The 20902-nt window shown below is 72.8% G+C and carries 16 protein-coding genes and 1 other RNA gene; 7 read left to right on the forward strand and 10 right to left on the reverse strand.

Going from position 1 to position 20902, the window contains the following annotated elements; genetic code table 11:
• Positions 1-61: 61 nt before the first annotated feature.
• Entirely contained in the window at positions 62-232 is a 171-nt protein-coding gene (locus AB8O64_RS14175) for a hypothetical protein (RefSeq protein ID WP_370419504.1), read from the forward strand.
• A gap of 53 nt (positions 233-285) precedes the next feature.
• On the forward strand, positions 286-987 hold the full coding sequence (locus AB8O64_RS14180; protein ID WP_370419505.1) for an antibiotic biosynthesis monooxygenase: 702 nt from the start codon (positions 286-288) through the stop codon (positions 985-987).
• Positions 988-1071: 84 nt separating this feature from the next.
• Here the strand turns inward: AB8O64_RS14180 and AB8O64_RS14185 are convergent, their stop codons facing one another.
• Positions 1072-2217 (reverse strand): hypothetical protein, encoded by a 1146-nt coding sequence (locus AB8O64_RS14185; RefSeq protein ID WP_370419506.1) that lies wholly within the window; start codon positions 2215-2217, stop codon positions 1072-1074.
• Between the two features lie 314 nt (positions 2218-2531).
• On the opposite strand from AB8O64_RS14185, the gene AB8O64_RS14190 reads away from it, so the two are divergent.
• From AB8O64_RS14190 to AB8O64_RS14200, 3 genes are all read left to right on the forward strand, one after another.
• Positions 2532-3653 carry an NAD-dependent epimerase/dehydratase family protein gene (locus tag AB8O64_RS14190; protein WP_370419507.1) on the forward strand — a complete coding sequence of 374 codons (1122 nt, stop codon included), beginning with the start codon at positions 2532-2534 and terminating at the stop codon, positions 3651-3653.
• On the forward strand, positions 3647-4954 hold the full coding sequence (locus AB8O64_RS14195) for a DegT/DnrJ/EryC1/StrS family aminotransferase (RefSeq protein ID WP_370419508.1): 1308 nt from the start codon (positions 3647-3649) through the stop codon (positions 4952-4954). The genes AB8O64_RS14190 and AB8O64_RS14195 overlap by 7 nt, the downstream gene beginning before the upstream one ends.
• 103 nt (positions 4955-5057) lie before the next feature.
• Entirely contained in the window at positions 5058-6269 is a 1212-nt protein-coding gene (locus AB8O64_RS14200) for an MFS transporter (RefSeq protein ID WP_370419509.1), read from the forward strand.
• Positions 6270-6326: 57 nt separating this feature from the next.
• Here AB8O64_RS14200 and ssrA read toward each other — a convergent pair.
• The 5 genes from ssrA to ftsE all read right to left on the reverse strand — a co-directional run bounded on the left by ssrA (position 6327) and on the right by ftsE (position 10274).
• Positions 6327-6696, reverse strand: a transfer-messenger RNA (tmRNA) gene (gene ssrA / locus AB8O64_RS14205).
• A 112-nt stretch (positions 6697-6808) separates the two neighbouring features.
• On the reverse strand, positions 6809-7315 hold the full coding sequence (smpB, locus tag AB8O64_RS14210) for an SsrA-binding protein SmpB (protein ID WP_356454482.1): 507 nt from the start codon (positions 7313-7315) through the stop codon (positions 6809-6811).
• An 18-nt stretch (positions 7316-7333) separates the two neighbouring features.
• Positions 7334-8572: a S41 family peptidase gene (locus AB8O64_RS14215; RefSeq protein WP_370419510.1), complete on the reverse strand. Its 1239-nt coding sequence runs from the start codon at positions 8570-8572 to the stop codon at positions 7334-7336.
• 91 nt (positions 8573-8663) lie between these two features.
• The gene (ftsX, locus tag AB8O64_RS14220; RefSeq protein ID WP_130878112.1) at positions 8664-9575 is read right to left on the reverse strand and encodes a permease-like cell division protein FtsX; all 912 of its coding nucleotides are present in this window, start codon (positions 9573-9575) and stop codon (positions 8664-8666) included.
• A 9-nt stretch (positions 9576-9584) separates the two neighbouring features.
• Positions 9585-10274 carry a cell division ATP-binding protein FtsE gene (gene ftsE / locus AB8O64_RS14225; protein WP_130878113.1) on the reverse strand — a complete coding sequence of 230 codons (690 nt, stop codon included), beginning with the start codon at positions 10272-10274 and terminating at the stop codon, positions 9585-9587.
• 276 nt (positions 10275-10550) lie between these two features.
• Here ftsE and AB8O64_RS14230 point away from each other — a divergent pair, with 276 nt between their 5' ends.
• A complete protein-coding gene (locus AB8O64_RS14230) occupies positions 10551-10745 on the forward strand; it encodes a hypothetical protein (protein WP_130878114.1) in 195 nt (64 codons plus the stop codon).
• Between the two features lie 162 nt (positions 10746-10907).
• On the opposite strand, the gene AB8O64_RS14235 is transcribed toward AB8O64_RS14230, so the two are convergent.
• From AB8O64_RS14235 to AB8O64_RS14250, 4 genes are all read right to left on the reverse strand, one after another.
• Positions 10908-11855 carry an LPXTG cell wall anchor domain-containing protein gene (locus tag AB8O64_RS14235; protein ID WP_370419511.1) on the reverse strand — a complete coding sequence of 316 codons (948 nt, stop codon included), beginning with the start codon at positions 11853-11855 and terminating at the stop codon, positions 10908-10910.
• A gap of 222 nt (positions 11856-12077) precedes the next feature.
• Entirely contained in the window at positions 12078-13184 is a 1107-nt protein-coding gene (prfB, locus tag AB8O64_RS14240) for a peptide chain release factor 2 (RefSeq protein ID WP_130878116.1), read from the reverse strand.
• Positions 13185-13364: 180 nt separating this feature from the next.
• Positions 13365-14684: a serine/threonine-protein kinase gene (locus AB8O64_RS14245; RefSeq protein ID WP_370419512.1), complete on the reverse strand. Its 1320-nt coding sequence runs from the start codon at positions 14682-14684 to the stop codon at positions 13365-13367.
• Between the two features lie 215 nt (positions 14685-14899).
• Positions 14900-16711, reverse strand: a complete 1812-nt coding sequence (locus AB8O64_RS14250) for a serine/threonine-protein kinase (RefSeq protein WP_370419513.1) — start codon at positions 16709-16711, stop codon at positions 14900-14902.
• Between the two features lie 491 nt (positions 16712-17202).
• On the opposite strand from AB8O64_RS14250, the gene AB8O64_RS14255 reads away from it, so the two are divergent.
• Positions 17203-20805: an FtsK/SpoIIIE domain-containing protein gene (locus AB8O64_RS14255; RefSeq protein WP_370423868.1), complete on the forward strand. Its 3603-nt coding sequence runs from the start codon at positions 17203-17205 to the stop codon at positions 20803-20805.
• The last annotated feature ends 97 nt before the right edge of the window (positions 20806-20902 follow it).

A 20902-nucleotide genomic window follows, 5' to 3' on the forward strand; every position in this document is an offset into this window, starting at 1 on the left:
GCGTTAATGGCCACTGATCAGGTGTTGGACCGCCGCATCCCCCTCCGGCGAGGGTAGAGGCATGCCGAATCAGCCCCACCAGAACCCCTCCCCCTTCTTCGCCGTCAGCGGCGGCACCCTGATCGCCATGGCCCGTCCGGCCACCGGCCCCGGGTTCGCCCGCAGCGCGCCGCGCCGCCGCCCTGGGCGACTCGTCCGCCTCCTTGACCGCCTTGACCTCAAGCGCGGTTGATGTTCGACGCTGAGTGCATCTGCCAGCGATCACCGCAAGGAGCACGGCCGCCCATGTCCACCACCCCGCGCCTCGAACTGCCCCGCGTCGGCCGCCCCGACGCCGGAACCCACCTCGTCAGTGAATGGATCGTCGGCAGCGCCGAGCGCTCCCGCACCGCCGCCGACATGGCTCTCGCGGAGTGGTCGGACAACATGGGCCGGGGCCCCGACGGAGAGGCCGATGGCTCCCTCGCCCTGCACATCTTTCTGAACACCGACGGCAGCAGCCTTCTCCACTACTCCCAGTGGACCAGCGACGAGGCCCATCTCGCCTGGGCCCGCGCCCGCCGCAACGGCATGATCGGCCAGCTCGACGCGGTCGTCCCCGGTATCGAGCGCCCGGGACTGCACCGCACCCACGTCTACCGGAGCATCACGGCGGACACGTCCCTCACCCGCCGCCTGATCGTCCTCGCCACCGTCGACGCGTCCGGCCCCGAGCGTCAGCGCTCATGGGCCGACACCGTCGTCGCCGCCCAGCAGGAGACCCCGCTCCCCGGGCTGGTCGCCGCCCACTTCCACCTCACCAAGGACGGCACCCGCGTCCTGAAGTACTCCGAGTGGTCCGACGTCGACGCCCATGAGGCCGCTCTTCCCGTCCTGGCCGCCTCCCCCGCCTGGGGCAGGGTTCTGGAGCACAGCGGGACCCGGCACCTGGGCTTCAAGCGGTACGAGATCTACGGCTCCGTGACGCGTGACAACGCTGCCCGCTAGGGGTGTCGTTGCCGCCTGCGGCGAGCGCCCTGAGAGCGCGTCCTCAAACGCCGGACGGGCTGGGGCAACCCGCCCGGCAGGGCTCTACGCGCGGGCCCGGACCCGCCTGAAGATCACCACGCCCGCCGCTGCCGCCACGGCCGCCCCGCCCGTGCCCGCGCCGACGATGAGCACCGTGCGGTCGGGGCCGTCGTCCGGGGTCTTGGGGGCGGATCCGGCGACCACGAGATGACCGGTCCTCTTCACCCGGCCGTGGTGGCTGACGACGGTGACGGGGTAGCGGCCGGATTCCAGGTCGGTCCGGATACGGGCCGGGCCGTAGTAGCGCGGGTCGTCGCCGTCGCCCGCCTTGCTGTCGTCGCGCTTCAACGGCACCGCGCGCTCGAAGGCCGGGGAGGTCGCGGTCAGCCGGCCCTCCTCGCCCGGATCGGGTGACTCGTCGCTCCACAGCACGTTGACCGAACCGCCGGCCGCGATCTTCGCCCCGGACCTGCGGGCGTCCTCCGGCCGGTCCTTCTCGGCGAAGAATGCGGGGCCGCGCGCCTTGCCCACGTAGTCGCTGTCGCCGGGGCGGGCGGCGCGGACCACGAGGTCCTTGTTCTGGAGGGTCCGGCCGTCCGGGCCGGTCAGCTCCACCTTGTACGTGCCGTCCTTCGCGTCGGCCGGCAGCCGTACGAGCGCCGAGAACATCCGGGGGTTGTTCCAGTCGGCACCCTTCGGGTCGTGGGTCAGCCGGACGGGGGCGGGGAAGGCCGGGGAACGCACGGTGAAGGCGTCGCCGGTCTCACCGGGATAGAGATCGTCGAACCACATCCCCAGTTGCTCGCCCGGCCGCAGCTCGTCGCCCGGCGTGGTCACCTGGAACGTCGGCCGTTCCGAGGCCTTGACCTCCACCTGATCCCTGGCCACGATCTTGCCGTCCGCCCTGACCTTGAGCGGGTACGTACCGGGCGGAGTGGACATCTCGACGGCGGGCCGCGCGTGGTGTCCGCCGTCGGAGGGGGCCAGCCGGACCGGCCGGTCGAAGACGGGCGAGCTGACGGTGACGTCCGCGCCCGCCCGGACGCCCCGGACGTCGATGTCGATCAATTCGCCGGGCCGGTTGTCGAACGCGCCGTTGAGCAGCAGGTTCACCCCGCCGCCCGGTCCGTCGTCGGCCACCGCCGGACCGGCCGTCGGCCACATCAGCCCCGCACCCACTACGGCCACCGCCGCCCGAGTCCACTTCACCGCACACCCCCTGTCGGTCAATGAGGAAGATGGCCGCCCCGGCCCGTTGGTTGCCCGGATCCGGCGGATGCTCCCGGGTTTGCGCAGGTGGCAATAGCAACTTCAGGCGTTCCCTGTACGCCCACGGCGGCCGGAAGGGCAACGCTGCGAATCAGTCATTCTCCGGCAGGCACTTGTGCGCCGCACGGCGCATTGCCTTCCATGGCTTAGGTCATCCGAGACGGGGGCGATGCGGCTCGTTCGGTGCGACCCCGTGCCCGTTCTCCGCCATGGCAGCAACAGTGCGACCCGGGAACTACCACGTGGGAGCAGCCTTGAGCCATGCACCAGGTACGTTCGACACCCTTTCCACCAGCAGCGACCTTTCCACTGACGCTCTTTCCGACAGCTCTCCTTTCGACAGCACCCTGTCCGGGCACGACGAGGTGGCGGTCACCGGCGGCGCCGGCTTCGTCGGCCGTCGTCTCGTCGCGGCCCTGACCCTCCTGGGCAAGAAGGTCACCGTCGTCGACCACGCCGCCCTCGGCGCGGACATCGCGTCCCTGCCCGGCGTCCGTCATGTGCGGGCGGATCTGCGGGACTACGGCGAGACGCTGCTGGCCCTGCAGGGCGCGGACGTCGTCTTCCATCTGGCGGGGAACGCCAGCGGGACCGTGTCCGTCGAGAACCCCCGCTACGACTTCCACCTCAACGCGCTGGCCACCTGCAACGTCGGCAACGCCGCACTCGAACTCGGCGTGCGGCGGCTGGTCTATCTCTCCTCCGCCATCGTCTACGGCACGCCCCAGCACTCGCCCATCCGCGAGGACCACCCCACGGGGCCGTTCCTTCCCTACGGGGCTTCCAAGCTCTCCGGCGAACTCACGCTGCGCAGCCTTCAGCGGACCACGGGGCTTCCGGTCGTCATCGGCCGCTCCTTCGTGATCTACGGGCCGGGTGAGGACCCGCGCCGCGCCGGGGGCGAGGTGTCCCAGTTCCTGCGCTGGCAGCTCAACGAACGGCCGATCCCCGTGGTCGGCGACATCGACCGCAAGTCGCGCGACTTCATCCATGTCGACGATCTGTGCCGTGCGCTCATCGCCCTCGCCGACCGCGGGGCGGAAGGCGAGATCTACAACCTGGGCACCGGCAGTGATGTCTCCATGCGCGAACTGGCCGACACGGTGGCCGAGGCCACGGGCAGGCCCGCGATCCTGGAGGCCGACGTCAGCAGCCTGGAGGACAGCTTCGCCCTGGTGGCCGACGTCTCCCGGCTGACCGCGCTCCACTTCAAACCGCAGATCACACTGCTGGCGGGGCTCACGGCGCTCGCCGCCGAGCTGGGGCGCTTCCCCGAGCTCCCGTCGGCGAAGGCGGTCTTCCGCCGGGAGCCGCCGGCCAGAAGGCGGCTGAGCGGGGGCCCCGGCGGCATTGAAGGGAGGGCGGCGGCATGCTAGCGGTGGACGGAGGCGAGCGGGTCATCCCCGAGGGCGCGGTGGCGCCGTGGCCGTACATCCTCGACGAGGACCGCAAGGCCGTGCTCGGCGCCCTGGACCAGGCGACCCCCTGGCACTGGCCGATGAAGCCCGTGCAGGAACTCGAAGAGGCCTGGGCGCAGTTCACCGGCATGCCCTACGTGCTCGCCGCCAACTCCGGCACCGCCGCCCTGCACATGGCGATCGCCGCCGCCGGGGTGGAGCCGGGCGACGAGGTGCTCGTGCCCGCCGACACCTTTCTCGCCTCGGCATCGAGCGTGCTCCAGGCCAACGCGATCCCCGTGTTCGTGGACACCGACATCGAGACGTTCAACGTCGACCCCGCCCTGGTCGGGGAGCGGATCACCGGCCGCACCCGCGCGATCGTCGCGGTGGACCTCAACGGCCTGCCCGCCGACTACGACGCGCTGCGCGAGATCGCCGACCGCCACGGGCTGCCCCTGATCGAGGACGCCGCCCAGGCACACGGCGCCACCTACCGCGACCGCCCGGTGGGGGCGCTGGGCACCATGAGCGGCGCCAGCCTCAATGGCTCGAAGACCCTGTCGGCGCTCGGCGAGGGCGGGCTGTTCGCGACCCGGAACGAGGAGGAGTACCGGCTCGCGCGCCGGGTCCTGATGTTCGGCGAGGAACTGCCGGGCCAGGGGCGCGACTACAACGCCCGCATCATGGGCTGGAATTACCGGATCGACGTGCTCGCCGCGGCCTTCGCCCGTTCCCAGCTCACCCGGCTGCCGGAGATGTCACGGATCCGGCGGGCCAACGGGGCGGCGCTCACCGCGGCGCTCGACGGCATCCCCGGCATCAGGCCGCCGGTGGTGCCCGAAGGCCTCACCCACGTGTACTTCTTCTACCCGCTGCTCGTCGAGCCCGAGGGGCTCGGCCTGGAGGACGTCCCGGTGGAGGCCTTCCGGGAGGCGGTGGAGCGGGCGGCACGCGCGGAGGGGCTCGGCATCATGCGCTGGCAGCCCCAACCCGTGCCCGCCCAGACGCTGTTCCAGGAGCTGCGCGGCTACGGACGCGGCTGCCCCTGGTCCTGCGGCCACGCCCGCCCCGGCCATGCGTACCGACCCGAGGAGTACCCGGTGGCCGAGGAGATCTGCCGACGCCGGCTCGTCCTCGGCCAGAGCTTCAGCTCCCTCGGCCCGCCGAATGACGAACGCACCATGCGCTCGTTCGCCGACGTGTTCCACAAGGTGCTCGTCGAGGAACGCGCCTCGCTCATCGCCCTCGCCCGCCGCTGCGCGCGCGAAGCGGAATGAGTTCCCTCCCCTACGCCGTCTGACCGTTTTGTGAGGTGTTGAGCAGGACAAGTACAGAGACTGGAGAGTACGCCGGAGACCGAGGAGAGGGACGCCCCACTTCATGAAGAACACATCGGATGCCCCGGACGGACGGGCCCCGGTCCGGCAGGCGCCGGAGTCGGGCCCGTCGGAAACGCCCACCCGGCTGCGCTCCGCGAGAGCGGCGGTGTCCGCGGTTTTCTTCATCACCGGGGCGGCGTTCGCGACTTGGGCGTCGCGGGTCCCCGCGGTCCAGGACCGGCTCGATCTGTCCGCCGGGCAGCTCGCCGTGGCCCTGGTCGGCCTCAGCGGCGGCGCGTTCCTCGGCCTGCCCCTCGTGGGCGGTCTGGTGGCCAGGTTCGGCAGCCGTCCCGTGCTCTTCACCGGCATGGCCGTCTATCTGGCCGCCCTCGCGGGCCTGGCCGTCACCCCCAACCTCCCGCTGCTGACCGCGAACCTGGCCCTGTTCGCCTGTGGCAACACCGCCGTCGACGTCGCCATGAACACCCAGGGGGTGATGGTCGAGCGGGCGTACCGCCGGGCCGTCCTGGGCGGCTTCCACGCCATGTTCAGCATCGGCGGCATCGTGGGCGCCGTGGTCGGCAGCCTCGCGGCCTCGGCGGACGTGGGCGTGGGCCGGCACTTCGCGCTCACCGCGGTGGTCCTGTGCGTGCCGATGGCCGTGGCCGCGACGGCCCTGCTGCCCGACCCGCGGGAGACCGCCGAGGATCCGGGGCCCCTCTTCGCCCTGCCCACGGCGGGGCTGTGGATCCCGGGGCTCGTGGCCTTCTGCGCCCTGATGGGCGAGGGCGTCATGAACGACTGGGGAGCGGTCTATCTCCACGACGTGACCGGGGCCTCCCCCGGCGCGGCCGGCGCGGGCTTCGCCGTCTTCTCCGCCGGGATGGTCATCGGGCGGCTCTCGGCCGACCGGATCCGCGCCCGCACGGGCACCGTGCGCTTCACCCTCGGGTGCTCGCTCGTCGCCGCCGCCGGGTCGGTGGTCTCGATCTCCGTCGCCAGCCCCGGCGCGGGCTTCGCCGGATACGCGCTCCTCGGGCTCGGCATGGCGGCCGTCATCCCCGTGGTCTTCGGGCACGCGGCCGAGCTCCGGCCCGCCCGGCCCGGCCCGGCGATCGCCGCCGTCTCCGCCGTCGGCTACGTCGGATTTCTGGCGGGCCCGCCCATCATCGGCGGCATCGCCGAGGCCGTGGACCTCCGGGTCGCCATGCTCGTGCTGCTGGTGCTGATGGTGTCGATGGCGCTGCTCTCACTACGGCTGCGGCGTCCTTGACCCGTAGAAAAACCTGAGGCCCGCGACTAGGTCGCGGGCCTCAGGCTCACATGGGATGAGTGGAGATGGCGGGAATCGAACCCGCGTCCAACGGTGCAGAATCAGGGCTTCTCCGTGTGCAGTTCGCTGCGCTTTTCTCGGCCCCGGAGATCACACGAACAAGTCTCCGACGGGCCCAGCCACTGTTTGATTTCCTTCCAGACCCCGTGACCGGGTCTAGAAGTTTAGTTCCCTAGCTGATGCCAGGATCCGGGTCGGGAACAAGCCCGGGCTGACACTTCGCAAGTCGCTACTTAGGCAGCGAGGGCGAAGGAATCGCGCTTGGTGTTGGCGATTATTGGTTGCGACATATGGTTTACGAGATCATTGCCGCTTCCTCGACACGCTTCCCCTGCTTCGACATCCGCTGTCGAAACCGATCATCCCCATGTTGATTTTTCAAAGTGCACACCCGGCACCACCCGGTGGTGTGCGATGCCCATCGTACGTGACCAACGCACGAGGGTGCCAGCGTATTCCCGGGGCGGCCCCCGGGAGGGCTACAGCGTCTGCTGCTTCGCCCGCTGGCGCCTGCGCGCGGCGGCGATCGCGCGGTTCGACTCCCGCGTGTCCTGCTTCTCGCGCAGCGTCTGCCGCTTGTCGTACTCCTTCTTGCCCTTGGCGAGGGCGATCTCGACCTTGGCCCGGCCCTCCTTGAAGTAGATCGCCAGCGGCACGATCGTGTGGCCCGTCTCCTGCGACTTGGAGTCGAGCTTGTCGATCTCGGCGCGGTGCAGCAGCAGCTTGCGCTTGCGGCGCGCGCTGTGATTCGTCCACGTCCCCTGGGTGTACTCGGGGATGTGGGCGTTGTGCAGCCACGCCTCGCCGCCGTCGATCTGCACAAAGCCGTCCACCAGCGAGGACCGGCCCTGGCGGAGCGACTTGACCTCGGTGCCCGTCAGCACCATGCCGCACTCGTAGGTGTCCAGAATGTGGTAATCGTGGCGCGCCTTCTTGTTCTGCGCGACCAGCTTGCGACCTGTGGTCTCTTTCTTCTGCTTAGCCATAGCGCGGCCATTCTCGCACTAGGACCCCACCCCGAGGCCACTCAATACTGTGCGGGCCCGCTGCTCGGCATCACCGCGGACGACCAGGTCGGGGGTGATGCCCCGGCCGTCGACCGCCCGCCCGGCGGGGGTGCGGTAATGGCCGACGGTCAGCTCGGCCACCGAGCCGTCGGGGAGCCGGCTGGGCATCTGCACGGATCCCTTGCCGAAGGTGGGCCCGCCGACGAGGACCGCCCGGCCCCGGTCCTGGAGGGCGCCGGCCAGCAGCTCGGCGGCGCTCATGGTGCCGCCGTCGACGAGGACGACCAGCGCCGGCCGGGTGTGACCACCGGGCTCGGCCTGGAGCACGCGCTGCTCGCCGTGTACGTCGTACGTGGCGACGAGGCCGCCGTCGAGGAAGGCGGAGGCGGCGTCGACGGCCTCGGTGACCAGGCCGCCGGAATTGCCGCGCAGGTCCAGCAGGATGCCCTCGCCGCGCTCGGCGGCCCGCACCGCTTCCCGGACCCGCTCGCCGGTGCCCTTGGTGAAGGAGGCGACCTTGATCCGGGTGGCGGGCGCCTCGTCGTCACGGAGCCGGTCGACGGTGACGCTCCGCGTCGTCAGCCGCTGCCGGTGCAGAGTGTGCTCCCAGCTGCGGTCCCCGCGCTCGAGGCCCAGGCGCACGGGCGTACCGGGGGCGGCCGCGACGGCCCGGACGGAGGGCTTGCCGGCGTCGTCGCCGGGCGCCGGGCTGCCGGCGTCGCCCCGCAGCCGGGCGACGGTCTCGGTGACGGGACGGCCGGTGGTGTCCGCGCCGTCGACCGTGCGGACCCGGTCGCCGGGGCGCAGCCCGGCGCGCTCGGCGGGGCTGCCGGGCTGGACTCCGTCGATCTCCGTCCGGCCGCCCGGCCCGCGCCGGGCGGAGAGACCGACGCCGACGTACGCGCCGTCTAACGCGCGCTGGAAACCTTCGTACTCACGGGCGCTGTAGACCGCGCTCCAGCGGTCGCCGCTGCGGCTGACCACCTCGGCGGCGGCCTCCGATCCGGACTTGCCCTTCCGCGCGGCCTGCGCGGCGGCCGCCTCCACGGCCCGGCGGTCGACAGCCCTCGCGACCGTACGGGAGGACCTGCCGCCCTCGCGCTCCCCGCCGTCCTGCCGGTCCATCCCCCAGGAACCGGCGGTGGCACCGGCCGCGAGCACACTCGCGAAGACCAGTGTCAGAGCCGCTCCACGACGGACGCGGCGCGGCGGAACGAACATCGTCGGGCCGGGCATGCGCGAGAGTCTAGGACACGAGAGGGCGCCGTACGGGGAGTTGACCGTACGGCGCCCTCGGCGCATGTCCTGTGTTCCGGTGCGCGGCCGGTTACACCTTGAGGTACTTCCGCAGCGCGACGAAGGCGGCGAGCGCGGGCATCAGCAGGCCGATCGCGAGCACCAGCGGCAGCTTCGCGAGCACCGCGTCCCAGCCGATGAACTGGATCACGTCGACGTGGTGCGCGAGCCAGTTGTTCACCAGAAAGTACTGCCCGCAGACGAGCAGGACGCAGGCGAAGCCCGCGCCGAGGAGCCCGGCGAAGGCCGCCTCCATGATGAAGGGGATCTGGATGTAGATGCTGGACGCGCCGACCAGCCGCATGATCCCCGTCTCCCGGCGACGGCTGAACGCCGAGACCCGGACCGTATTGACGATCAGCATCAGCGCCACGACGAGCATCAGGCCCATCACGCCGAGCGCCGCGAGATTCATGCCGTTGAGGAGATTGAAGAGGTTCTCCAGCAGGGTTTTCTGGTCCTGCACCACCTGGACGCCGGGGCGCTGCGAGAAGGCGCTGGAGATGACCTTGTACTGGGACGGGTCCTTGAGCTTGACCCGGAAGGACTCCTGCATCTGGTCCGGCGTCAGGGAACCGGCGATCGGGGATTTCCCGAACTGTTCCTTGTAGTGCTTGTACGCCTCGTCGCTCGTCTCGAACTGAACGCTCTGGACGACCCGCATCTTTTCCAGGTCGGCCTTGATCTGCTTCTTCTGGTCCTCGGTGGCCGCGCCCTTCACACAGGCGGGGTCCGACTCGGCGTCGACCTTGTTGCAGAGGAAGATCGAGACGTTGACCTTGTCGTACCAGTAGCCCTTCATCGTGCTGACCTGCTCGCGCATGAGCAGTGACCCACCGAACAGGGCGAGCGACAGGGCGACGGAGACGATGACCGCGAAGGTCATCGTGAGATTACGGCGGAGACCGACGCCGATCTCCGACAGGACGAACTGGGCGCGCATGGCGTCCTTTCAGTGCTGGTAGCCGTAGACGCCGCGCGACTGGTCGCGCACGAGCCGGCCCTTTTCCAATTCGATGACGCGCTTGCGCATCTGGTCCACGATCTGCTGGTCGTGCGTGGCCATGATGACGGTCGTCCCGGTCCGGTTGATCCGGTCCAGCAGCTTCATGATGCCGACGGAGGTCTGCGGATCGAGATTGCCGGTCGGTTCGTCGGCGATCAGCAGCATCGGCCGGTTGACGAACGCGCGAGCGATGGCCACCCGCTGCTGTTCACCACCGGACAGCTCGCCGGGCATCCGGTCCTCCTTGCCGCCGAGGCCCACCAGATCGAGGACCTGCGGCACGCCCTTGCGGATCTCACCGCGCGGCTTGCCGATCACCTCGAGGGCGAAGGCGACGTTCTCGCCGACCGTCTTGTTGGGCAGCAGCCGGAAGTCCTGGAAGACGGTGCCCAACTGGCGGCGCATCTGCGGCACTTTCCAGTTGGAGAGCCGGGCGAGGTCCTTGCCGAGCACGTGGACCTGCCCGTGGCTGGCCCGCTCCTCGCGCAGCAGCAGCCGCAGGAAGGTGGATTTGCCCGAACCCGAGGAACCGACGAGGAAGACGAACTCGCCTTTCTCGATCTCCAGCGAGACGTCGCGGAGCGCCGGACGGTTCTGCTTCGGGTAGGACTTGGAGACGTTGTCGAATCGGATCACGAGTGCACCACGCGTCGACCTGGATAGTGGCACGGAACACCGCGCGCGCGGCTCCCGTCGGTGTGCGTGACCATACGCGAACCACCGGTGCACGCGCAGTCGGCATCCGGGGTTGGCGCGTTTATTACCGACACCATCGGGGACAAAACGAGGACATTTGGGCCCCGTTTTGCGCTGCGCGCGAGCAGTCGCGCCGAACGGCGGGAAAGCTGGCACAGTGGTAAGGGGAACCACACGGGTATCCCGCGCGTTGGACGTGCCGGAGGAGGAGATCGCATGACATGCGACCGACTGGTGTGCGCCAGCTGCGCGGGCCGGGTCAGCGAGGGCAGGTGCCCGGTCTGCCGGGCCAGCCGACAGCGGCTTGAGCAGCAGGAAGGCGCGTTCGCCGCGCTGACGCCCGCCACCTTGATCGCGCTGCTGGTGGCGCTCGTCGCGGTGGCCCTGGTCGCCCACGGCCTCGCCGCGTAATCACCCGACCGCGCTCGACGATCGGCTTACGGACGGAGCGTAGGCGCATCCTCACGCGGACGTAAGCCCCGCGGAGCACGATTACTCACCGTAGACATGACAGAAGGCCCGGAGCGTTTGCCCGCTCCGGGCCTTCGTCGTCCTATCGCACGCGGTACCCGGTCAGGCCGCGGCGCTCCGGTTGACCAGGCGCGGGAGCATCCGGAAGCCGATGCCGCCGGCGATCATCGTCGCGGCGCCGACCAGCAGGAAGGACGTCTGACCGGCACCCGTCTGGGCCAGCTGCTCCTTCGGCTTGGCCTGCTGCACGGGCTTGGAGCCGGCGTTGTCGGTGCTGGTGCCGCAGTGGGAGTCGGTGTCCACCGGGCACGTCGTGGCGTCGTCACCCTTGCCGCTGCCGCCGGTGACGGAGCCGCTGTGGTCGTCGCCGCCGGTGGAGCCGCCGGTGCTGTCACCGTCGTCGTCCCCGCCGGTGGAGCCCTCGGAGGCGGAGCCGCCCGTCGTGGTGCCGCCGCCGGTCGTGCCCTCGGAGGTCGAGCCGCCGCTGGTCGAGCCACCGGAGGTGGAACCACCGGAGGTCGAGCCACCGGTGGTGGTGCTGCCGCCCGTCGTGGTCCCGCCGGAGGTGGAGCCGCCGCTCGTCGAGCCACCGCTGGTCGAGCCGCCGGAAGTCGTGCCACCCGTGGTCGTCGAACCGCCGGTGGTCGTACCGCCCGTGGTCGTGCCACCCGTGGTGGTGCCACCCGAGGTGGTGCCGCCAGTGGTGGTACCACCAGTCGTCGTACCACCCGTGGTGGTGCCACCCGTCGTGGTACCGCCGGTCGTCGTGCCCTCGGTGGTGGACCCCCCGGTGCTGGTGCCACCCGTGGTCGTCGAACCGCCGGTGGTGGGCGGCTGCGTCGGCTGCGGGATCTCGGTCGGCTCAACGGTCGGCTCGACCGTGGGCTCGACCGTCGGGTCGGCCCCGACGGTCGCCTTCACACCGATGCCGCCGACCTCGACATCCACCCCGGCGGCCGAGGCCACACCGGCGGCGGTCAGCGACGCACCTGCCACGATCACCGCACCGGCAGTTATTCGCGCGACGCGCAGTCGCGTGTTCTTCGTCATCTGCCTGCTACCCCCAGTAGCTGAACTCGTCATTGGAGCAGCTCTTCACGGGGCCATGGCGCTCTGGGGACCACACGTGGCTGAACCGGCCGTACCAGCCGGGCCGCTCGCCCCCCGCCACACGCGCCCCAGTGATACGCATGCCGAACGCCACCCTTCAAGGTTTTCAGGGTGGCGTCAAGGCAGTTAAGGGCGCGATGTCCGACTATGTCGGCGGTTGGACTACTTCTCCTGCTGCTTGCGCCAGCGGATACCGGCCTCGAGGAAGCCGTCGATGTCGCCGTCGAGCACGGAGGTGGGGTTGCCGACCTCGAACTCGGTACGCAGGTCCTTCACCATCTGGTACGGGTGCAGGACGTACGAACGCATCTGGTTGCCCCAGGAGTTGCCGCCGTCGCCCTTGAGCGCGTTCATCTTCTCCTGCTCCTCCTGGCGGCGGCGCTCGAGGAGCTTCGCCTGGAGGACGTTCATCGCGGTCGCCTTGTTCTGGATCTGCGAACGCTCGTTCTGGCAGGAGACGACGATGCCGGTCGGCAGGTGGGTCAGCCGGACCGCGGAGTCGGTGGTGTTGACGCCCTGGCCGCCGGGGCCGGAGGAGCGGTAGACGTCGACGCGCAGATCGGACTCGTCGATCTCGACGTGGTCGGTCTGCTCGACGACCGGCAGCACCTCGACGCCCGCGAAGGACGTCTGACGGCGGCCCTGGTTGTCGAAGGGCGAGATGCGCACGAGGCGGTGGGTGCCCTGCTCGACGGAGAGCGTGCCGTAGGCGTACGGGACCTGCACGGCGAAGGTGGTCGACTTGATGCCGGCCTCTTCCGCGTACGAGGTTTCGTAGACCTCCGTCTTGTAACCGTGGCGCTCGGCCCAGCGCAGGTACATGCGCTGCAGGCGCTCGGCGAAGTCGGAGGCGTCGACGCCGCCGGCCTCGGCGCGGATGTTGACCAGCGCCTCGCGGGAGTCGTACTCGCCGGAGAGGAGGGTACGGACCTCCATCTCGTCCAGCGCCTTGCGGACCGCGGTCAGCTCGGCCTCGGCCTCGGCGAGGGTGTCCGCGTCGTCCTCGGCCTCGGCGAGCTCGAAGAGCACCGCGAGGTCGTCGATGCGGCCGCGCAGCGCCTCGGTCTTGCGCAGCTCCGCCTGGAGGTGCGACAGCTGGCTGGTGATCTTCTGCGCCGCGTCCGGGTCGTCCCACAGGGACGGGGCCGCCGCCTGCTCCTCGAGCACGGCGATGTCGGCCCTCATCTTGTCGAGGTCCAGGACGGCCTCGATCGACCCCATGGTCGAGGAGAGGGACTTCAGCTCTTCGGATACATCAACGACTGCCACGCACCCAGCCTAACGGCTGCGCCGGGCTGCACGGCCCGAAGGTGGCCGCCGAGAATCTCCGGGACGGGTTTTTCCGGGCCGCGGCCGAGTGATCCCGGGCCATAAAGGCCGCAAAGGCCATGAAGAAGTAGGGGCCGGGGCTCCGGCCGACGCCGACGGGCTCGGGCCGGGGCCCACGCGCTACCTGCCCGGCGAGGGATCCGTGCGGTGGACGCCCGGCTTGGTGTCGCCGGAGTCGTGGTCGGCCACGGCGAACCAGCCGCCCACCCCGGCCGCGGCGGCCAGCGCCACCGCGGCGGCGCCGAGCTTCACGCGGCGGCGCCGGAGCGCTTCCGCGGCCGACCGGTGGCGCGCGGAGCCCGCCCGGCGCTCCCCGGCCGCGCGCGGGGCGCGGGCCGTGCCGTGGGCGCCGCCCGCCAGCTCCTCGGGGCCGGGCACGCGCATGCTCGTGTGGGTGTCGCGGCTGGAGTCGGCGACGGCGCCCGGTACGAGCGGCACCACGCCCCGGCGGCGCGGCTCGGCGGCCACGGACGCCGTCGCGGACATGTCGTCGTAGCCGCCGTCCCGCCCGGTGCCCGCGGCACTCTGCCCGTCCTCGGGCTCGTCGATGTCGAGCGGCGGGTACCCGGCCAGGCTCGGGAGCAGCTCCCGCAGCCGCACCGCCAGCTCCGAGGCCCGCAGCCGGGACGCGGGGCCCTTGGCGAGGCACTGGACGATCAGCTGCCACAGCTCGTCGGGGATGCCGGGCAGCGGCGCCACCGTCTCGGTGACGTGCCGCCGCAGGACCGCGCCCGGGTGGCCGCCGCCGAAGGGGGTGAAGCCCGCCAGCAGCTCGTAGAGCACGGTGGCGAGGGCGTAGACGTCGACGGAGGCGCGCGGCGGCAGGCCCTCGATGATCTCGGGGGCGAGGTAGTCGGGCGTGCCGATGACGCTGCGCGGGTTCGGGGAACGGCCGCCCGGGGCGGCGGAGCCGCCGAGTCCGCCGGTGGCGGCGGCGCGGCGGGGGGTGTCCACGAGGCGGGCGATGCCGAAGTCGGTGAGCAGCGCGGGGTGCGCCCCGGCGGGGCCGAGGGGGCCCGCCATGTCGAGCAGGACGTTCTCCGGCTTGACGTCGCGGTGGACGATCCCGGCGGCGTGCGCGGCGGCGAGCCCGTCCGCGACGTCGGCGACGATGGCGACGGCGGCCTCGGGGGCGAGGCGGCGCTCGTGGTCGAGGCGGGTGCGCAGGTCCGTCCCTCGGATGAGGTCCATGACGAGGGCGAGGTCGGCGCCGTCGACGACGAGGTCGCGCACCCCGACGACGTTCGGATGGTCGAGGCCGAGGAGGGCCGCGCGCTCCTGCACGAACCGGCCGACGAGCTCCTGGTCGGACGCGAGGTCCTCACGCAGGAGCTTGATGGCGACCGGGCCCTCGGGGCCCTCGCCAAGCCACACCGTGCCGGCACTGCCGCGCCCCAGGACCTGGTGGGCGGTGTACCGGCTGCCGATCTTCCGTGCCAAGACTCTTCGGCTTCCTTTCCTGGTCCTCCGACCCCCGAGGAGGGCGCGCTGGCGACAAAGCTACGCGGCTGAAGGGATGTTAGGGGCACCGATCTGTGCCGACCGCCGCTTCTGCGGCAGAAAACACCCTTCAGATGTCGACAAGTCTCCAAGATCGCGCCGGAGAGGGGGCGGCCGGGGGGACTGCCCCCGGCCGCGCCGGTGCCGGGGTGGGGTTACTTGCCCGACCCGAGGTCGGAGACCCAGTTCTTGACGTCGCGCACCCAGTCCCAGGTGGCGTCCCAGAAGCTCTTGCCGTCGGCGACCCAGTCCTTGAGCGGGGTGAACTCCCAGACCAGCCAGGACCCGAGGACCAGGATGAGAATCATGAACAGACAGCCCTTGAGGCAGCCCAGCCCCGGAATTCGCATCGGGTTCGCGCTGCGCTGCCGCGGCGGCCTGGGCTCGCGGCGCGGGGCGGCGGGCTCGGGTGCGGGCGGCGGGGTGTAGCGCTGCGGCTGGTGCTGCTGCTGGGGCGGCTGCGGCGGCTGCTGGTAGCGCGGCTGAGGCTGTCGCTGGGGCTGCTGCCTCGGCTGCCGCTGGGGCGGCCGCTGTGGGGAGTACTGCTGGGGCTGGGGCTGCGGCGGCTGCCCGTACTGCTGCCCGCCGTACTGCTGCCCGTACTGCTGCCCCTGCGGCGGCTGTTGCTGGTGACGCGGGGGCTGCTGCGGGGGCTGCTGGGGCGCACCGGCCCGGCGCGTGGGGCGGCGCCGCAGCGGGTCCTCGCTCGGGTCCAGGTACTGGACCTGCGTCTGGTCGTTGCGGTCGCGGGCCGCGCGCAGCTGGGTCTGCCACGGGTGCGGGTCGTCGCCCGAGGGCTGCGGCGGGCCCGGGGGCACCGGCGGCATGACCCGGGTGGGGTCGCCCGCCTGCGGACCGCCGGGGCCGGCGGGCAGCACCTGGGTCGGGTCGGCGTTCGGGCCGGCCGGACCGCTCTGGCCGGGCGGCGTGTTCGGCAGGAGGCTGGTCGCGGCGTTCGGGTCGTAGGAGCCCGCGTTCGACGGGAGCATCTGGGTGGGCTCGGCGTCGCCGAACCCGGCGCCGCCGTCCGCGCCGGTGCCGGGCACCTGGGCGGGCTCGGGGTCCGGGGCGAGCAGCGCGGCGACCCCGAGCGCGGCCTCGGCCTGCGCCGGGGAGGCGTGCACGCCGACACCGGCGGCGACGACGCGCAGGGCGCGGGCGAGGTTCTCGGCGCTGGGCCGCTCCTCGGGGCGCTTGCGCAGACAGCGCTCGATGACCGTCCACAGCGGTTCGGGAACGGTGGTGGGGCGGCGCGGCTCCTCGCTGAGGTGGCGGTGCAGGACCTCCAGAGCGGTCGAGCCGGCGAACGGCGGACGGCCGGTGACCAGCTCGTACAGCAGGATGCCCGCGCCGTAGATGTCGACGGCGGACGTCTGCGGGCGGCCCTCGGCGGACTCGGGCGCGACGTAGGCCGGGGTGCCGACGAATTCGTGGGTGCGGGTGAGACCGGGCGAGTCCGCGAGGCGGGCGATGCCGAAGTCGGTGAGCATCGGGTGCATCGCCTGGCCGTCGTTCCGCAGCAGAACGTTGGCGGGCTTGAGGTCGCGGTGGACGACGCCGTCGGCATGGCTGGCCGCGAGGGCGTCGGCGATCTGGGCGGTCAGCAGCGCGGCCGCGACGGGGGTGAAGGGGCCGTTGTCGCGCAGATAGCGGTGCAGATCCGGGCCGTCGACCAGGTCCATGACGAGCGCCAGCAGATCGCCCTCGACGACGAGGTCGCGGGTGCGGACGATATTGGGGTGGGTGAGCCGCAGCAGGACGGAGCGCTCCCGCAGGAAGCGCATCACGACGTCCGCGTCGTTCGCCAGCTCCTCCTTGAGGACCTTGATCGCGACGGTCTCGCCGGGCTGGCCGGCCACGGCGGCCTCGGCGCCGGCCGCCTCTCGCTGGCGGGCTCGCCAGACGACGCCCGTGGCTCCGCGTCCGAGCGGCTCCTCGAGCAGGTACTTGCTGCCTACCGGCCGCACGTCATGCGCTCCCTGATCGTGATCCAAGCTTGCGGTGGCCGCTGCCCGGCCATTCGCCCACTGTAGTGCTGCCGCACCGCCCGTTGACGGGTCTCGTTCAGTGGGGCTCATGGGAAAGACGCGCGTTCCGGACAGATGGTTGCCACATGCGTCCCGCCACGCCCCCCGTGTGAGGGAACCGGGCACGGTGGGGGACGGGGAGCGGGCCTTAGCGAACCCTGAGCGAACACGGTGCGGTACGACTTGGCCATCCGACGTTCGCGACCTCACGTTTTCGCACGTTCGGATGGTCGTTCAAGATCACGAATTGGCTCTCGCCGGGCGCGTCGTCAGTGGCAGGTGCGAGGATGCTCACAGCACGGATGCGGCGGGGAGGGAGCGGGAGGCCCCGCGCGAACGTGGTGACCTGTACGTGCCGACGCGCCCGTGCGTGGTGGGGGAAGTGCGGACCCCTGCCGGGCACCCCGGGCAGGAAGGGACCGTTGACGGCGATGCAGATCCGGCTGACCGTCCTCGGGCCGCTCAGCGGCCACACCACCCCTCACGCGACGCGCGCCTGCGATGTGCTGGTGACCGCCCCCGCCGGGACGGCCCTCGCCAGTGTGGCGAGCGGCCTCGCGGCCGCCGCCGCGGCGGCGGGCTGCGATCTCGGCAGCGGAGCCGTCGTCGTCTACGCCGGCGCCGAGCGGCTCGACGCGCAGCGCTGCGCGCTGGGCGAGCCACCACTGATCGACGGCGCCGTCCTGTCCCTGGGCGCCCCGGCCGACCCGGACCGGCACGCGGGCGTGCTCCTGTCCGGGGTGCCGGAGGCCGCCGCCCGGCTGCACGTGGTCTCGGGGCCGGACGCGGGCGGGGTGCACCTGCTGCACGGCGGCGAGGTCCGTATCGGCCGCTCCAGCTCGGCGGACGTGCCCCTCGACGACCCCGACGTCTCCCGGCTGCACTGCGCGGTCACCGTCAGCGACGACGGCGCCGTCACCCTGCACGATCTCGGCTCCACCAACGGCACCGTCCTCGACGGCACCCCGGTCGACGGCCGCCCGGTCCCCTTCTCCTCCGGCACGCTGCTGCGGGTCGGCGAGTCCACGCTGAGCCTGCACAGTCCTTCCGACACCTCGCCGCGCGTCCTTCCGGCGGCACCGGACGGGGAGGGGCACCTCCGGGTGTCGGCGGGGACGGTGCCCGGCAGCGCCGGGCAGCCCCGGGGGACGACGTCGTGGGCCGAGGGCTCCGCCGGGTTCGCGGGCGCGGGCGGCGGGTACGCCGGCGTCCCCGGACCGGCCCGCGCCCCCCAGGGCGCGGGTCCCGCCCCGGCCGGCGGCTTCGGCGACGCCGGCCCCGCGATGGCGCACGCCACCACGGGCCCGGCCAGGACCGCCGAGACCCACCAGTCGGTCGGCATCGTCGGATTCCCCGGGCCCACCGGCTTCACCGAGGGCTACTTCGGCTCGGCCGACGCCGTGGCGCCGAGCGGCTTCGCCGACCCCTCCGTGCCCGGACCGCGCCACCACACCGGCTTCGTCGGAGCGCCCGACCCCTACACCCCGGACTACTCCACCGACGGCTACTCCCCGGACGGGTACGCCCCGGTCGGGCACATCACTCATGGCGGCCGCGGCACCCAGTTCGACGTTCCCGACGACCGCGGCGCACCGCCCCTCGCGGACGACGAGCGGGCCGAGGGCAAGCGGGGCGGCCGCAACCGCGGCATAGGCGCCTGGGCCCGGCGGCTGACCGGCGGGCGGGGAGCCGAGCGGGCGGTCGTCGCCGAGGAGTGGCCGCCCTCGGCCGAGGGCGACGCCGAGCGGGCCCGTGCCCTGGCGGGGTCGCTGCGCGAGCGGTGGCCCGACCCGGCGTGCGTGCTGCTGACCGCGCTCGGTCCCGGGCCCCGGCTGTGGGAGCGCGGCCCGGACCATCCGGACCTGCTGACCGTGCGGCTCGGCACCACCGACCGGTACGCCGCCGACGGCAGCGGACTACTGCCGTCCGTGCCGGTGACGGTCGCGCTGCGGGAGGTCGGGGCGCTCGGCCTGGCGGGCCCCCGGGAGCGGCTGTCCGGGCTGGCCCGGTCCGTCCTCGCACAGCTCGCGGCGCTGCACTCGCCCGCCGCGCTCGAATTCGTCCTGATCAGCGCCGACCGCTCGCGGAGCGTGGAGGAGCGGCTGGCGGAGTGGTCCTGGCTCGGCTGGCTGCCGCAGCTGCGGCCCACCCACGGACAGGACTGCCGGCTGCTGGTCGCCTACGACCGCGAGCAGGCCGAGGCCCGCACGGCGGAGCTCGTGCGCCGACTCGACGACGGCCCCCTCGGGCCGAACTGGGCGACCGCGGCCCCCGAGGCCGTGGCATCGGTCGTCGAGCACCACACCGGCCCGTACACGATCCTCATCGTCGACGGCGACCCCGGCTCGTCCGCGCTGCGGGAGACGGTCTCGCGGCTGGCCACCGGCGGCCCGGCGGCGGGCATCCACCTCCTGTGCCTGGCGGACGCCCCGGCGACCACCCCCGCCTCCCCCGTCTCCGCCACCCTCGACACGGCCCGCGCGGTGTCCCCGGCCTTCCCGCAGTGCGGCGCGGTGGCGCTGCTGAGCGGGGATGTGGCCACGGTGGTCCAGGTGCTCCATCGCGGCGGCGCGGCGTTCGAGGCGGGCGCGGGCCCGCAGGCCGGCCTCGCGGTGCCCGGCGGGTACGGGCCCGCCGGCGGCCCGCCCGCGCTCGGCGGGCACGCCACCCAGTACGGCGGTACGGTCCCGCCGCCCGCCCACGGCGGCGCCCACCCCACGACGGCGCCCGGCGGCAGCACCGTCATCGCCGCCGTCGACGCGGTGTCGGCGGCGTGGGCCGAGCGGTTCGCGCGGGCGCTGGCGCCGCTGCGGATGGCGGACGCGCACGGGGCGCACGGACAGGCCGGGCGGGTGGTGGCGGCGCTGCCGCGGACCGCGCGACTGCTGGACGAGCTGGGCCTGGCCCGGGCCACCCCCGCCTCGCTGACGGCCCGTTGGGCGGCGGCCACGGACCGGGGCGCCCGGCCCGGCGGCCGGGCCGTCGCGGTCCTCGGCGCCGGTCCGCACGGGCCGCTGACCGTCGACCTGGCTGCCGACGGCCCGCATCTGCTCGTCGAGGGCGGGCCGGGCTGCGGGAAGACCGAGCTGCTGCGTTCGCTCGCCGCTTCGCTGGCGGCCGCCGACCGCCCCGACCGGCTCTCGCTCGTCCTGGTCGACGGGGCGGGCGCCGAGCGCGGCGAGGGGCTGCGGGTCTGCACGGACCTGCCGCACGTCTCGACGTATCTGGCCGCCGCCGATCCAGTGCGGATGCGGGAGTTCGCCCAGGCGCTGAGTTCGGAGCTGAAGCGCCGCGCCGAGCTGCTGGGCCGGCTGGACTTCTGCGGGTGGCACGCGCAGCACACCGCCGCGCAGATCATCTCGCCCCGCCGCCCGGCGGACGCGGCCTCCGGCGACCTCGACCCCGCGCCGAGCGGCACCCTCAAGCTGCGCGCGCAGAAGGACGGCCCGGCGCGCACCGCCGAGACGGCCCTGCCCCGTCTCGTCGTCCTCGTCGACGACTTCGACGCGCTCGTCGCTCCCGCCCTCGGCAGCACGGGCCGCCCGGCGGCCGGTTCCGTCGTGCGGGCGCTGGAGTCCGTGGCCCGGGACGGCGAGCGGCTCGGCGTGCACCTGGTCGCCGCGTCCGGGCGGCCGGACCGCACGGCCGATACGGCGGCGGTCGAGCGGTCGGGGCTGCGCGTCACCCTGGAGATCGCGCCCGCGACGGCGGACGGCGCGGGCGACGGCAGCGGCGCGGGCGAACCCGCCCCGGGGCGCGGCCGGCTGCAGCGGCCGGACGACGACGCGATGACGCCGTTCCAGGCGGGCCGGGTCACGGGGCGGATCCCCCGGACCGCGACGCTGCGCCCGACGGTCGTGCCCGTGGACTGGCAGCGCATGGGCGATCCGCCCACCCGGCGCCCGCTGCGCGAGCTGGGCAACGGCCCGACCGACCTGGCCCTGCTCGCCAGCGCCCTGCTGCGCGCCGCCCAGTCGGCGGGCACGTCCCCGGCTCCGTCGCTCCTCCCGCCGGACCCGCCCCGCCCGGCGTGACGGGCGGGTCCCCCGGGGCCCCGCGGCACGCGGCGGCGTGACGCCGCATCACAGCCCGGTCACGATCGGTGAGTTGATACCGGCGGCGGTATTGCGG

The organism is Streptomyces sp. QH1-20 (assembly GCF_041283565.1).
In the GTDB taxonomy this organism is placed as follows: Bacteria; Actinomycetota; Actinomycetes; order Streptomycetales; family Streptomycetaceae; genus Streptomyces; species Streptomyces syringius.